Source organism: Bordetella tumulicola, assembly GCF_965138755.1.
Lineage (GTDB): Bacteria > Pseudomonadota > Gammaproteobacteria > Burkholderiales > Burkholderiaceae_B > Bordetella_A > Bordetella_A tumulicola.
The window spans coordinates 241265-256401 of record NZ_CBCSFP010000006.1 but is presented as its reverse complement, the minus strand read 5'-3'; the positions used below and the strand labels follow the sequence as shown (position 1 = coordinate 256401).

The window sequence follows — 15137 nt, the reverse complement described above, 5'->3', positions numbered from 1 at the left end:
CCATGGATATCCGACGAACCATCCTCTGGATGATCTTCTCCTTCTCGCTGTTGCTCCTGTGGAACAACTGGCAAGTCCACAGCGGCAAACCGTCGCTCTTTGGCACGCCTCCCGCAGCCAGCTCAGAATCCCCCGCCGCACCGCAGGCAGGCGCCGACGGGCAAGCCGCGACGCCGTCGGTGCCAACGGCACCTGCCACGGCAGCCGCCGCAACCAGCACCGTACCCGGCGCGAGCACCGCACCGGCTGCCGTGTCGTCGACCGAATCCGTCGTCATTACGACTGACGTGCTGCGGCTGACTTTCGACCCGGCCGGTGCCCAGCTCGTCCGCGCCGAGCTACTGAAATACCCGACCGCCGGCCAGCCCAACAAGCCGACCGTGCTGCTCGATCGGTCTCCTGAGCTTACCTACGTGGTGCAATCCGGTCTGGTAGGCGCCGCCGAGGGACAGAGCTTCCCGAATCACCTGACGCCGTTCCGTTTTGTCTCGAGCGAGCGCGAACTGTCCGGTGACACGCTGAATGTCTCGTTCGAAGCCGAATCCGGCGGCCTCAAGGTCGTCAAGACCTACACGCTGCACCGTGGCCGTTACGACATCGCCGTCCAGCATGCGCTGACCAACACCTCCGGCCAGCCGTTATCTCCCTCGCTGTATCTGCAGCTCGAGCGTGATGGTAACGACCCGGCCGATACGTCCAGTTTCTATCACACGTTTACCGGCATTGCGGTCTACTCCGAGCAAGACAAATTCCAAAAAGTCACCTTCTCGGACATCGCCAAAAACAAGGGCGACTACATTCGGCAGACGGATAATGGCTGGTTGGCAATCGTTCAGCACTACTTTGCGACGGCATGGGTCCCTCCTGAAGGCAAACCCCGCAGCAACGAATTGCTGCAAGTCCAGCCTAACCTGTACGCCGCGCGCAGCATCGAAGCCGTCGGTGCCGTACAACCTGGCGCAACCACGCAGGTCGACTCCCACCTATGGGTAGGCCCCCAAGACCAGAAAGCCATGAGCGCACTGGCCCCGGGTCTGGATCTCGTCGTTGACTACGGCTGGCTGACCATCATCGCCAAACCCCTGTTCTTGTTGCTGACGTGGCTGCACGGCTTGCTGGGCAACTGGGGTTGGTCCATCGTCGCCCTGACCGTCATCATCAAAGCGGTGTTTTTCCCGCTGGCCGCGGCCAGCTACCGCTCGATGGCGCGCATGAAACAAGTCGCGCCTCGCCTGCAGGCCCTGAAAGAGAAATTTGGCGACGATCGCCAGAAACTTAACCAGGCCATGATGGAGATGTATCGCACCGAAAAAATCAATCCGTTGGGCGGCTGCTTGCCCATGGTGGTTCAGATTCCGGTGTTCATCGCCCTGTACTGGGTGTTATTGGCCAGCGTCGAAATGCGGGGCGCCCCCTGGATTCTCTGGGTACACGACCTGTCGGTGCGTGACCCGTACTTCATCCTGCCCGCCGTGATGATGGCTACCATGTTCCTGCAGATCAGACTGAACCCCACGCCTCCGGATCCCATCCAGGCCAAGGTCATGATGATCATGCCGCTGGTCTTTGGCGGGATGATGTTCTTCTTCCCGGCGGGTCTGGTGCTGTACTGGTGCGTCAACAACACCTTGTCGATCGCACAACAGTGGACGATCACTCGCGGCATTGAACGCAAAGCGGCGGCAGCAGCGAACCGATAGCGGTCACCGCCACGCGCGCCATCTCGTGGCGCNCGGCCCACATAGCAAAATCCCCAGCTCAAGGCTGGGGATTTTTGTTTTACGCAGGTCGGTATGTTCTACACATACGCAGAGATTCTGGCGGCGACGTCCTTTTGTTGTTGCAGATAGTCCAGGCAATGAAACAAGCAGTTCCCGTCGCCAGGAATAAAGTCCGTATCCTTGCCATCGATATAAAAGTGATTATCTGCGAATGCAATCTTGGAAAAATCGAGCTGCCTGTTGTCACAGTAGATCTCGGCGAACGCCCGGTATTGATGTTCCTTGTCGGTGATCACTAACAGATCAATCAGTGCTGATTTTTGCGTGTCAGTATAGGTTCGATCACCCGACAAATATTCCATAACAGCAGCCCGGTCTTCGTGGGGAAAAATCTCCTCCCTCATTCGACGCTTGAACGCGCCTCCGTTGCCTGGCTCGCCACGCCAAATTGGGTCGTCGTGCGCAAGATCCTTGAGGTTAGTGATCACCGCATCCGCCAAATAGAACCCAATAGGCTCGTTTTCCTTTTCAAAGAGTTCCTCCTTGAGAAAAGCCGCCATGTCGCGTTTTAAGGCCGCGACATTAGTGGCGGGCGCGTGATGAGATGCTTCGTCGGGCATGGCAGAACTATTCCGTCTGGCAGCCTCCAGGTACACATCGTAATCGCCCCGTTCACAATCCAAGGCGATATTCTCTTTCGCGAATATCTGTCTATCGCCCACAGAAAACGTATAGCTCCAGGCGCTTCGATCAAGCGCTATCGACACATCCACCCTGAATTTATCGAGATGATGTTGTGCGGCCAACCCCCGAAGTGTCTCGAAACGCACCAAGCGCTCAACCTCCGAATCGAGTCCAGCTGAAAGATCATCTATCTGCTCGAAAAGTTTCTGAATCTGCGCATGCTTAACCCAGCCACGCAGAAAATCCATGACGTAGTCGATGATCCCCATGCGCTGGGCGTCGGCTAACGATTTCGAATTGAGAATGGTCTGAATGCGCGACTCATTAAACGCGTAATTGTCGATAGATATGGCCATACCTAGTTCCTGAAATGTAATACGTGTGGTGTAAGTAACACCCCGATTACCGTAGTTCCATCCTGGCCACACCAATCTCTAGCTAAAAAATATCAACGAGGAAACTTGATTTGTATCCTTAACATCAGGCAACTCACTCAATCTGTTCACGCCGCCGCGCTGCGCTTGAAATAGCCGAAGGCCACCAACAGGCGGGCTAACGAGGCCAGGTTAGCGCTGCATCCCCCAACGCCGCACCGTGACCCGCTCCAGCGTATTGAAAACCAGATTTTCTACCACCAACCCGATAATCACCACGGCGGCCAGGCCCGCAAAGACGCGATCGGTATAGAGCTCGTTGCGGTTCTGGAAGATATACCAGCCCAAGCCACCCTTGCCGCTGGATGTCCCAAACACCAGCTCTGCAGCAATGAGCGTACGCCAGGCAAAGGCCCAGCCGATACGCAACCCGGCGACGATTGCGGGCAGGGCGGCGGGCACCAAAATACTCAGCACATAGCGCGGTCCCTGTAACCCATAATTGCGACCCGCCATGCGCAACGTTTCCGGGACCGCCAGGAACCCCGAATAAATATTCAACGCCAGCGCCCACAAGACCGAGTGAATCAGCACAAACACCAAGCTGCCTTCACCTAAACCAAACCACAGCAAAGCCAACGGCAGCAAAGCAATCGCGGGCAAGGGGTTGAACATGGCCGTCAAGGTCGACAAAATGTCGCGGCCCACGCGCGTCGAGACCGCCAGCGTCGTCAACAAGAAGGCCAACACAATGCCGGCGGCATAGCCCTTTAGCAACACCAACAGCGATTGCAGCGCACGCGCCGGCAACTCTCCGTCGATCATCCCGTGTACAAAGGCTTGAGCTGTCTGCCAGGCCCCGGGCAACAGCAAATCGTTATCGGTATAGCGGGCCGCCGCCTCCCACAGCAGGGCCAGCGCCAGCAGGATCAATGTCTTGCGAAACGCCGCATGTTGCCGCAAGCGTTCGTACCAGGGCAGAGGCGCCTCGGCGGCCAATCCCGGTACAGGGGGCAATACGTATTCGACTTCCGGGCGCGCCAAGGCACCCTCTGCGCCTAGCGTCATGGCACATTCCTTGGTTAGGTAAATCAAGCGGCGAGCCGCTGCGTTTCTTGATCAGAATCTTGATGCGAAGGCGCATCAAACAGCAGGTCATGAATGCGTCGCGTGGCAGATTGAAATGCCGCGGACCCTTGGCTGCGCAGATTGAACTGGTGCGCATTCAGTTCGGCACGGACCCGGCCCGGATGCGGCGACAACAGCAAAATACGATTGCCTAGCACCAGCGCTTCTTCGATAGAGTGCGTCACAAACAACAACGTGAAATGCGCGTCTTCCCACAAGGCTTGCAGCTCTTCCTGCATCTTGCGGCGCGTCAATGCATCGAGCGCCGCAAACGGTTCATCCATCAACAACACGCGCGGCTGCATGGCCAGCGCGCGGGCAATCGCCACGCGCTGCTTCATGCCACCCGACAGCGTATGCGGGTAAGCATCTGCAAACGCGGCCAACCCGACTTTGTCCAGGTAATGCAGGGCACGCTCATGCGCCTCGGCACGACGCAGTTTCCCTGTCGCCACCAGTGGAAACACCACGTTGTGCAACACGGTTTTCCACGGAGGCAGTTGATCGAACTCCTGGAACACCACGATGCGGTCCGGGCCCGGGCCCGCGACCGCCTTATCATCCAGCAAAATCTGTCCGGAGGCGGGCGGCACAAACCCCGCAATCGCCTTGAGCAGCGTCGATTTTCCGCACCCCGATGCCCCCAGCAGAATGTACCGATCACCGTCATAGACATCGAAGCTGACCTCGTGTGTCGCACGGACGCGGCGCTGCGGCGTCTTGTATTCCAGGGTGAGATCGCGGACCTGCAGCAACGGGGATGGGAGGCCGGGCATATCAGCTCCCCTCGCCAATCGCAGGGTCGTCGAAAAAGTAATCACGCCACCTTTCGACCGGACGCTTGATCGCCCCAACCTTGTGCATGAACTTCGCCAGGCCCAAGGTATTGTTTGGCTGCAACGTGAACTTCACCTCTGGATCGGTAATGACCTTGATCAGAAAATCGCGATCCAACTTGGCGCCCGTGACACGCAGATAGATATCAGCCGCCTCTTGCGGATGCGCAGTCACAAACTCGGCCGCCTCCAGCAACGCCTTCAGGAACGCACCATAGGTCTCAGGATGCTCGTTGCGAAACCTCTCCGTTGCGAACAACACGGTCGAGGCCGCGGGCCCGCCCAGTACATCGTACGAGTTCAGCACGATGTGAGCATCCGGATTCTGTGCCAGCTCTTGATTTTGAAAAGGCGGATTGCCGAAATGGGCCGTGATCTCCGTCCCGCCCGAAATAATCGCCGCCGTAGCATCGGGATGTGGCAGGGCCACTGAAATGTTGTCGAGCTTGGCAAACTCGGCATCGCCCCATTGCTTTGCCGCGGCCATCTGCAATACGCGCGCTTGCACCGATACGCTGACTGCCGGCAGGGCAATACGATCCTTGTCCGTAAAGTCGGCAATGGTTTTCACGGCGGGGTTATTCGACACCAAGTAGTACGGGAAATTACCCAGCGACGCGACGCCTCTGACGTTCTGGCGGCCATGCGTGCGATCCCAAATCGTCAGCAAGGGCCCGACGCCCGCTGCCGCGATGTCCACACCACCGGACAGCAGCGCATCATTGACTGCCGCCCCGCCCGATAGTTTGACCCACTCGACCTCGATATCGACACCCGCTTGCTTGCCGTATTTTTCGATCAATTGCTGATCACGTGCCACGTTCAACAGCAAATAGACAATCCCGTACTGCTCCGCGATACGCAGACGTTCTGCTGCGATAGCCGGCGTCGGTGATGCAAGCGCCAGCACTGCAATGACAACGGCCAGCACGCCCGCGCCAACAGCGTGCCCCACACGTTCCTGAAAACTTCGAGAAATAGGCATGATTAGAATGGCAGATCGCCTTCAATGGTGGTTCGGTAGAGTTTTCGGCGCAAGTGCGTCGGCGTGCCGCCAGCCAAATGAATCAAGGATCGGTTGTCCCAAAAAACCAAATCGTGATCACGCCACTGATGGCGATAAATGTGCTCGGGCTTGACGCTGTGCGCAAAAACCTCATCCAGGATCTGCTGGCTTTCATCGGCGGGTACTCCTTCGATGCGCGTGGTGAAGCCTTCGCTGACAAACAGCGCTTTGCGCCCCGTCTCGGGATGTATACGCACAGCAGGGTGCACGACCTCTTTGACCTGTGCTAATTGCTCGGCGCTGAGGGTAGGGCGCCAATTCGCTTCTTTCTGCATCTGGCCGTATTTGGCCAAGTAAGAATGCACCGCCTGACGACCGTCGAGTGCCTGGCGCAGATGCGCGGGCAACGAGTCATAAGCCAGATGCATATCAGCGAACAAGGTATCGCCGCCCTCGGCCGGTAATTCCTGCGCATGCAGCAGCGACCCCAGACTGGGCAGCGGCTTGTAGGAAATATCGGAATGCCAGTATTTGCCCGCGTCGCCCAGACCCACCGGCTTGTCGTCCTCGATGATGTTCGAGACGATCAGGATCTCGGGATGCCCCGCCAGGTGAAACTGATGCAGCACGTGGATCATCAACTTGCCAAAACGGCGACTAAAGTCGATGTGCTGCCGCGGCGTAATGCGTTGATCGCGAAACACCACCACGTGGTGATCCAGATGGGCGCGATGCACGCGCGCAAAATCGCTCGTATTTAGCGGGAGCCCGAGGTTAATGCCGACAATTTCCGCACCGATACCACCCGGCAGAGGCAATACCTCGAATGCCTGGGCGGTGTCGTCGGACACCTCATCAAGACGTGCCGCGTTGCTTTGTGTAGACATGGGTCGCTCCGGAACTCTGAGCGACCCATTATGCAAAAGCCTTATTCAAACCCAAACAACGTTATCGGTGTTTGATCAGAGCTTTTTCTCATATAAACATCGAGCTATTAACTTATAAGCAAACTATGCCTTGGCCAGGAATCTCTCGACCAACTTGACCCAATAGGTGGCGCCAACCGGCAACAACGCATCATTAAAGTCGTAATTCGGGTTATGCAACTGGCAAGGCCCCATGCCATGATAGCTGGCAATGCGATGGTCACCCTCGCCATTACCCAAAAACAGATAACAACCCGGTACTTGCTCCAGATAAAAAGAAAAGTCTTCCGCACCCATAAAGGCAGGAATATCGCAGTTGACCTGCTCTTGGCCAAACACCTCGCGTGCCACGTCCGCGGCGAACGCGGTTTCCTTTTCCCAATTCACCAGGGGAGGATACGCGCGCACGAAATCCAGTTCACCTGTCCCGCCATACACCTGGGGCAGCGTCGTGGCGATACGCCGCATGCCTTCTTCGATCTTGTCCAGCACCTCGACCGTATAGGTACGTACCGTGCCACGCAAAATGGCTTCGCCCGGAATCACGTTATAGGCATCGCCCGCGTGAATCTGCGTAATCGTCAACACCGCCGACGCCAGGGGATCCTTGCTACGCGAAATCAAGGTCTGCAAGGCATGCACCATATCGGCCGCGATAACGATGGGATCCACCGCGGCATGCGGTTGCGCCGCATGGCCACCAACGCCACGAATGGTGATATCCCACCGATTGCTCGACGCCATGGCCGGGCCACTGCGAAAACCGAACTGGTTGACAGGCATGCCTGGCATATTGTGCAACCCAAACACCGCATCACAAGGGAACCGATCAAACAGACCATCGTCCATCATGGCGCGCGCGCCCGCATTGCCGCCTTCTTCCGCAGGCTGAAAAATGAAGTGCACGGTGCCGTCAAAATTCCGGTGTTTCGCCAGATACGCCGCCGCTCCTAACAATATCGTCGTATGCCCATCATGGCCGCAACCATGCATACGTCCGGCGATCGTCGATTTATGCGCAAAGCGATTGTGCTCAGGCATCGGCAAGGCATCCATATCGGCACGCAGCCCTACCGTCTTGCCACTGTTGCCTGATTTCAGCACCCCCACCAAACCCGTTTTTCCGAGCCCCGTGTGCACTTCTATACCCAAACTGCGCAAACGCTCGGCCACGAGCGCCGAGGTGCGGGTTTCTTGAAAGGCCAGTTCGGGATGTGCATGAATATCACGTCGCAAAGCGGTCAGATCAGCGTGGGCACGTTCGATTTCATCTAGAGTTTTCATGGCAATAGGGCAAAACAAATAGAGGCAAGACAACAAGAAACCGCGTCGGATGTCTAACTTTTAGCACATCACCATCACACGTCAGGCATTAACCGGACGGTGAGCGACCGGACAGCTCGTCGTTCAAATGACAGGCACTGGCATGGCCGGTCGCCACAGCGCGCAGCAACGGGCGCTCCGTGGCACAACGTGGCATGGCGTGCGGACAACGCGGATGAAAAGCACAGCCGGTAGGGGGAGACAGCGGCGACGGCAACTCACCCTTGATAGGCCGATAATCGCGACGACCCGGGCGCAGATCCGGCAGCTCTTTCAGCAAGGCCTGTGTATAGGGATGATTCGCCCGCGAAAACACCTCATCCGTGGGCGCAATCTCAACTATGCGCCCCAAATACATAATAGCCACCCGGTCAGAAATGTGGCTCACCACACTCAGGTTATGGCTGATGAACAGATAGGTCAGGTCCAGCTCGCGACGCAATTGCGCGAACAGATTCAATACCTGCGCCTGGATCGACACATCCAATGCCGCGACCGCTTCATCGCACACAATAATCGACGGTTTAAGCGCCAAGGCGCGTGCAATACCTATACGCTGACGTTGTCCGCCCGAAAACTGATGGGGATAACGCTGTGCATACGTCGGATCGAGACCCACCTGACGCATGAGCCCAGCCACATAGTTCGCCTTGTCACCTGATCGGATCAGGCCGTGTGCGACAGGCGCCTCGCCAACGATATCCAGCACTCGCATCCGAGGGTTCAGTGATGCGTACGGATCCTGAAAAATCATCTGCACGCCCAGCTCATAGGCACGCCGCTGCTTGCCCGACATCTGCGCGACCGGCGTGCCCTGATAATCAATCTCTCCCCGCGTCGGTGGCAGAATACCTGACACCATCCGACCCAACGTCGACTTACCGCAGCCCGACTCTCCGACGATCCCGATCACCTCGCCGGGATAGACCTCCAGATCCACGCCGGCCACCGCTTGGACCACCAACGTCTTCAGGCCAGCGCCGAACAGATTGGCAATACGGCCGGCGATATCGACGGGCTGCACGAAGTGTTGCTCGACCTGCCGCAACGACAAGATAGGCGCCGTGATCTCGCGAGCGATAGGATCCGGCTTTTCGAGCTCAACAGTCTGCACTAGCGTTCTCCTGCATGCCAGCAACGCGCCCAATGCCCGGGCCGATGCTCGACGGCTTGCGGCCCCTGTAGACAGGCATCCGTCGCACGACTACAGCGCGTACGGAACGCACAGCCTTCTGGCAGATTCAATAGCGACGGCGTCATGCCGGGTATCGGATCGAGCGGCTTGCCGCGCGTATGCGGCGTCGGAATCGACGCGATCAGGCCATGGGTGTACGGATGCAGTGCGTGACTGATCACGTCGGTTGTCGTCCCCGTCTCCACCACGCGGCCCGCGTACATCACGGCCACACGATCCGCCAAGCCAGCGACGACCGCCAGATCATGGGTAATCCAGATCAGTCCGGTGCCCGTCTCGCGGCAGAGCTTTTGCATCTCGTACAGGATCTGCCCTTGAATGGTCACATCCAATGCCGTCGTTGGCTCATCGGCAATGATCAGGCGTGGATCATTCAACAGGGCAATCGCGATCGCCACACGCTGCCGCATACCGCCCGATAACTCATGCGGATAGGCGCGCAATCGCTCCTGCGGCGAGGGAATGCCCACTTTGGTCAACACCTCCAGTGCGCGGGCATGTGCCTGGGCACGGCTGACACGGCGATGCGCCAATACCGTTTCTACCATTTGCGTATCAACACGCAGCACCGGGTTCAGCGTCATCATGGGATCTTGAAAGATCATCGCGATATCGTTGCCCCGCAACTCACGCCAGCGTTGCGCCGTCACGCCGCGCAGATCCTCCCCATTAAAACGAATCTCGCCGCCCACGATCCGACCAGGCGCGTCGACCAAGCCCAGCAAAGAGAACCCAGTGATACTTTTGCCAGAACCCGACTCGCCGACCAACCCCAGAATTTCGCCCGGACCTACCGACAAGTCCACGCCATCCACGGCCTTGATCACGCCGGCACGCGTAAAAAAGTGGGTTTTTAATTCGCGGACTTCCAGCACGGGCGGCTTAGCATGGGCCATGCTTTCGACGCTCTCGGGGGAACTCATTGTGGTAGGAGAACTCATGGCCCGTGCACCGGTTAAGCCGCGTTATGCGGGTTCAACACATCACGCAAGTGATCGCCCACAAGATTGATGCCGATGATGGCGACCGCCAAGGCGATCCCAGGGAAAAACGAGATCCAATACAGCCCTGACAACAAGTATTCAAAACCGTTCGAGATCAGCATGCCCAACGACGGTTCGGTCACCGGCACGCCAACTCCCAAAAACGACAGTGTGGCCTCAAGGGCAATTGCATGGGCCAAATCAATGGTCGCGATCACGATCAGCGGCGGCATACAGTTAGGCAGAACATGGCGAAACAGCACCCGCCCCCACCCCAGTGACAGACATCGTGCCGCCTCAACGTATTCTTTACCGCGCTCCACCAGGGCCGCGCCACGCGCCGCACGCGCAAAGTACGCCCATTGCACCACCACCAACGCGATGATGACCTTATCCACCCCTTTGCCCAGGATGGCCAGCAATATCAACGCCACCAAGATCGCTGGGAATGACAGCTGAATATCCACTGCGCGCATCAGAAACGCGTCAATCCGCCCCCCAAAATACGCGGCAATCAACCCGACCGTCGCCCCAATCGCGAAGGCTGCCAGGACCGAAATCGCCCCCACCATCAAGCTGGTCCGCATACCATACAAAATCGCCGAGAACACATCCCGTGCCTGACCATCGGTACCCAACCAATACGTGATGCTGCCATCGCTACTGACACTGCCCGGCGGTAATTTGGAATCCATAATATCCAGCGTAGCGATATCAAACGGATTCTGCGGCGCCAGCCACGGCGCAAACAACGCAGCGCCTACTGTCAACAGCAGCAGAAACACCCCCAGCAAAGCCAATTTACTGGCACAGAAATCCACCATGAAGCGACGCAGCGGGGTCTCTACCCGAGCGGTAGGTAGGGACGGCGCGGCCGTCTCCACCGGGGAAACCGGCGTCGTCATGCTCGGCGCTCCAAACGTACGCGCGGGTCCAATACGGTATAGATGATGTCCACCACGAGATTCAAAGTGACCAGGAAAAATACGATCAACATCAAATAGGCCACCACCACGGGGCGATCCAGATTGACGATAGAATCAATCAACAGCTTGCCCATGCCCGGCCATGAAAATACGGTCTCGGTAACGACCGCAAATGCGACCACCTGACCAAACTCCAGCCCGGCAATGGTGACGATGGGAATCAGGATGTTCTTGAGCAAGTGCACGCCCAGCACGCGCTTTTCCGCCAATCCCTTGGCGCGCGCAAACTTGATGTAGTCCATGGGCAGCGCTTCCCGCGTAGCCGCGCGCGTTACTCGCACAATCATGGCGCACTTGGCCAGCGCAATCGTCGTCGCAGGCAAAATCAGACTGGCCCAGCCATCCAGCGTCAATACGCTCAACTGCACACCAAACACAGGTACCGTATCACCGCGTCCGCTTGCAGGCAGCCAACCCAGCATGACGGCGAACAGCATGATCAGCATCAACCCGACCCAAAAATTCGGCAAGGAAAATCCCAGCACGGATCCCGTCATGATGGCGCGTGATCCTACGGCCGTGGGACGCAAGCCCGCCAAAATTCCCAGCGGGACGCCGATGAGCACCGACATCAGCATCGCAACACAGGCGAGCTCCAGCGTTGCCGGCATGCGCTCCAGAATCAAGCGCATGGCCGGCTCGCCGGTTAAAAAACTGCTTCCGAAATTCCCCTGTATCGCGTGTCCCAGGAACACCAGATACTGCATCCAGAGAGGCTTGTCCAAGCCCAGCGAGACGCGAATCGCCTCACGCTGGGCATCGGTCGCCTCCGGACTGGCCAGCATCGATATCGGATCGCCGACCAGATAAATCCCTGCAAAGACCAACGCCGACATGACCAGCATCACAACCAGCGTCTGCAACAACCTGCGAATGATAGTGGCCAGCACGTCGAGTCGACTCCTGGCTTATTTTTTCAACGTCGCGTATTGCACCAAGGTGGTCTGATCGGGTCGACCCTCATAACGGATATCGTTCTTCATCGCCCAAACCGACAGCTCGAAATGCAACGGCAGCATGGCGTAATCGTCCATCGCCATGTCGCTGGCCTTGATCAGCAACTCCTCGCGCTTGGCCTCGTCCATGGTGCCGGCGGCTTCACGCGCCAGCTTATCCATTTCGGGATTGGAATAACGACCCCGGTTGGTCGTGCCTTCGCCGGCATCCGGATTGCGGGTCATCAGCAGCGACGCTAACGGATTCAACATTTCGCCGCTGGTCACTGACCAGCCCGCCAGATAAGCACTGAACGCATAGCTATCACGCTTTTTGAAGAACACCGATGGAGCAAGCGCTTCAACGTTCGTTTTAACCCCAATGCGCGACCACATGGAAGCCACTGCCTGCGCGACCTTGGAGTCGTTCACATAACGACCTGAGGGTGCGCCCAGCGTGATTGAAAACCCGTCGGGATAGCCCGCCTCTTTCAACAGCGCTTTGGCTTTTTCCACATCGGCCTTGGGTGCCTCGGCACGCGCTTTCGATGCCCCGAACATGGGGACTGGCAGCATATTGCCCGCCGCCTTGGCCACGCCGCCCATCACGCGGTCAACGATCGCATCGCGGTTGATCGCCAGCGACAGCGCTTCACGCACCCGCTTATCCTTTAGCGGATTTTTAGTCAGCCCCGGAATCCCTGGCGAGGGCTCGGCAAACTGGTCCATCGCCACATACATCACCCGCACCGAAGGCGTTTCCTGGACATACAAATCTTTGTTCTTTTTCAGGTTGGCCAAGTCGTCGGTGGGAGGATCCTCAATCAAGTCCACGTCGCCCGCGAGCAAAGCGGCAACGCGGCTCGCCGCATTAGACATTGGACGATAGATCACGCGATCCCATTCTGGCGCTTTGCCCCAATAGTTCTCATTGCGTGCAAACACCAACTCCGCGCCCCGCTTCCAGGACACAAATTTATAGGGGCCCGTCCCCGCCAACCCATTGCCGCTATTGAGCTCGGTCGTCGTTTTGCCTTCCGGGGCAGGGCCCGCCGCCGCGGTCTTTGACAGAATCGGCAGCTGCGCCAGATTAATCAGCAGATTCGGCGCGGGCGCTTTGGTCGTAATACGCAGCGTCAGCGGATCCACCGCTTCGGTCTTGGCGACCGAACCCAAATACAGCGTGAACGGTGACGGACTATTAGGCACCTTGGGGATACGGTCGTAGCTAAACACGACGTCCTCAGCGGTAAACGGCGAGCCATCCGAAAACTTGACATTCGGACGCAGCTTGAATGTCCAGACATTTCCATCCACGGTCCAGGACTCAGCCAGCGCCGGTATCGGCTGTAATTTAGAGTCAGAACGCACCAGCGGATCAAACAGCGTTTGAGAAATCTGCGTGTTGGGCGTCAGCGCGTGATATTGCGGATCCATCGAGCTGGGCTCAGTTTTGAGCGCTACCACCAGATCTCGCGCCGCGGCAGGCGCCATCATGCTTAACGCGATCGCCGCCGATAGTGTGCCGCCCGCCAATAAACGTAACCAATGAGACGCCATCGTGCTCTCCTAGCCTGTGCAATGTGGCTGTGTAGGTTGGACTGCCGGCAAACATTAACCAGCAAACACTTGCCTGCGCAACAGTTATATTCCCTTATTGCCGTATTGAATGAATCACCCATGTCCCCGTCTACACAGGTCCCCATCGTCGCAATCGCCACCGCCCCCGGCCGTGGCGGCATCGGCGTTGTTCGGGTGTCTGGCCCTGATTTATCGGCCCTGGCACGTCATCTGTTCGGCCGCGCACTCACGCCACGCCACGCCCACTATTTGCCCTTCATGGCTGCCAACGGCGAACAACTGGACGAAGGTATCGCCTTATATTTCCGGGCGCCGCAGTCTTATACCGGCGAAGACGTACTCGAGTTACAAGGGCACGGTGGCCCCGCCGTCTTGCGACGTATTCTGGATCGCTGCCTCGAAGCGGGCGCCGATCTTGGTGTTCGGCTGGCCGAGCCCGGCGAATTCACCCGTCGCGCGTTTCTGAATGACCGAATGGACCTCGCTCAGGCCGAAGCCGTGGCCGATCTGATTGACGCATCGTCCGTAGCAGCCGCCCGCGGCGCGATGGCCTCATTGTCCGGCGAATTTTCCGCCCAGGTCAATGCCCTGTCAGATCGGATCATTCACCTGCGCATGCTGGTCGAAGCCACCCTGGATTTTCCCGAAGAAGAAATCGATTTTCTCGAAAAATACCAGGCACGCCCCACATTGGAAGCCCTGGCCGCCGACCTGAACACCCTCATCGCCCAGGCCCGCCAGGGCGTCATCCTGCGCGAAGGACTGCACGTGGTGCTGGCAGGCAAGCCCAATGTAGGAAAATCCAGCCTCTTGAACGCGCTGGCCGGCGACGACATCGCCATCGTGACCCCCATTGCCGGCACGACGCGCGACAAGGTCGTACAAGAAATCCACATCGACGGCGTCCCCCTGCACATCGTCGACACGGCCGGTCTGCGCGAGACCGACGACACCGTCGAAAGCATCGGCATCGCGCGCACCTGGAAGGAAATCGAGCGCGCCGACGTTATCCTGCACCTGCAAGACGCCACCCAACCCGCGGACGAACTCGATACGCAAATCGTCGCACGCTTGCCTGCGCGCACGCCATTACTAACGGTATTTAACAAGGTAGATCTGCTGGATCAGCCCTTTGTCGCCGTTCAAGGGCAATTGGGTATTTCCGCTCGCGAAGGCGCGGGTCTGGATGAGCTGCGCAATCAGCTCCTTGCATTGGCTGGCTGGAACCCCGGTGCGGAATCCCCCTGGCTGGCACGAGAACGCCACCTACACGCACTACAAGACGCCGCCGAGCATCTCAGCACCGCGACTGAACACGCCGCGCAGGACGACCGCGTATTGGATCTATTTGCCGAAGAGTTGCGGTTGGCGCATGACAGCCTGAGCAGTATTACCGGCCGGTTTACCAGCGATGATCTGCTGGGGGAGATTTTTTCGAGTTTTTGTATTGGGAAGTAAT

13 protein-coding genes are annotated in these 15137 nt (G+C 58.0%); 2 read left to right on the top strand and 11 right to left on the bottom strand.

What is annotated here, in order from left to right; genetic code table 11:
• Nucleotides 1-2: 2 nt before the first annotated feature.
• Nucleotides 3-1700 (top strand): membrane protein insertase YidC, encoded by a 1698-nt coding sequence (yidC, locus tag ACNAZS_RS16960; RefSeq protein WP_415791382.1) that lies wholly within the window; start codon nucleotides 3-5, stop codon nucleotides 1698-1700.
• 98 nt (nucleotides 1701-1798) lie between these two features.
• Here yidC and ACNAZS_RS16955 read toward each other — a convergent pair whose 3' ends face one another.
• The 11 genes from ACNAZS_RS16955 to ACNAZS_RS16905 all read right to left on the bottom strand — a co-directional run bounded on the left by ACNAZS_RS16955 (nucleotide 1799) and on the right by ACNAZS_RS16905 (nucleotide 13594).
• Complete coding sequence (locus ACNAZS_RS16955) at nucleotides 1799-2761, bottom strand: hypothetical protein (protein ID WP_415791380.1); 963 nt, start codon at nucleotides 2759-2761, stop codon at nucleotides 1799-1801.
• Nucleotides 2762-2971: 210 nt separating this feature from the next.
• The gene (locus tag ACNAZS_RS16950) at nucleotides 2972-3847 is read right to left on the bottom strand and encodes an ABC transporter permease (protein WP_415791378.1); all 876 of its coding nucleotides are present in this window, start codon (nucleotides 3845-3847) and stop codon (nucleotides 2972-2974) included.
• Nucleotides 3848-3870: 23 nt separating this feature from the next.
• Nucleotides 3871-4683: an ABC transporter ATP-binding protein gene (locus tag ACNAZS_RS16945; RefSeq protein ID WP_415791376.1), complete on the bottom strand. Its 813-nt coding sequence runs from the start codon at nucleotides 4681-4683 to the stop codon at nucleotides 3871-3873.
• A gap of 1 nt (nucleotide 4684) precedes the next feature.
• Nucleotides 4685-5728 (bottom strand): ABC transporter substrate-binding protein, encoded by a 1044-nt coding sequence (locus ACNAZS_RS16940; protein WP_415791374.1) that lies wholly within the window; start codon nucleotides 5726-5728, stop codon nucleotides 4685-4687.
• A gap of 2 nt (nucleotides 5729-5730) precedes the next feature.
• Complete coding sequence (locus tag ACNAZS_RS16935; protein ID WP_415791372.1) at nucleotides 5731-6636, bottom strand: TauD/TfdA dioxygenase family protein; 906 nt, start codon at nucleotides 6634-6636, stop codon at nucleotides 5731-5733.
• Nucleotides 6637-6759: 123 nt separating this feature from the next.
• Nucleotides 6760-7959, bottom strand: coding sequence for a M20 aminoacylase family protein (locus tag ACNAZS_RS16930; RefSeq protein WP_415791370.1), 1200 nt, complete (start codon nucleotides 7957-7959; stop codon nucleotides 6760-6762).
• An 88-nt stretch (nucleotides 7960-8047) separates the two neighbouring features.
• Entirely contained in the window at nucleotides 8048-9112 is a 1065-nt protein-coding gene (locus ACNAZS_RS16925) for an ABC transporter ATP-binding protein (protein WP_415791368.1), read from the bottom strand.
• A complete protein-coding gene (locus ACNAZS_RS16920) occupies nucleotides 9112-10116 on the bottom strand; it encodes an ABC transporter ATP-binding protein (RefSeq protein WP_415791470.1) in 1005 nt (334 codons plus the stop codon). The genes ACNAZS_RS16925 and ACNAZS_RS16920 overlap by 1 nt, the downstream gene beginning before the upstream one ends.
• Nucleotides 10117-10148: 32 nt before the next feature.
• Complete coding sequence (locus ACNAZS_RS16915) at nucleotides 10149-11081, bottom strand: ABC transporter permease (RefSeq protein WP_415791366.1); 933 nt, start codon at nucleotides 11079-11081, stop codon at nucleotides 10149-10151.
• On the bottom strand, nucleotides 11078-12052 hold the full coding sequence (locus tag ACNAZS_RS16910; protein ID WP_415791364.1) for an ABC transporter permease: 975 nt from the start codon (nucleotides 12050-12052) through the stop codon (nucleotides 11078-11080). The genes ACNAZS_RS16915 and ACNAZS_RS16910 overlap by 4 nt, the downstream gene beginning before the upstream one ends.
• Nucleotides 12053-12070: 18 nt before the next feature.
• Nucleotides 12071-13594 carry an ABC transporter substrate-binding protein gene (locus ACNAZS_RS16905; RefSeq protein ID WP_415791468.1) on the bottom strand — a complete coding sequence of 508 codons (1524 nt, stop codon included), beginning with the start codon at nucleotides 13592-13594 and terminating at the stop codon, nucleotides 12071-12073.
• Between the two features lie 183 nt (nucleotides 13595-13777).
• Between ACNAZS_RS16905 and mnmE the strand changes: the two genes are divergently transcribed.
• Nucleotides 13778-15136, top strand: a complete 1359-nt coding sequence (gene mnmE / locus ACNAZS_RS16900; protein WP_415791362.1) for a tRNA uridine-5-carboxymethylaminomethyl(34) synthesis GTPase MnmE — start codon at nucleotides 13778-13780, stop codon at nucleotides 15134-15136.
• Nucleotide 15137 lies beyond the last annotated feature (1 nt).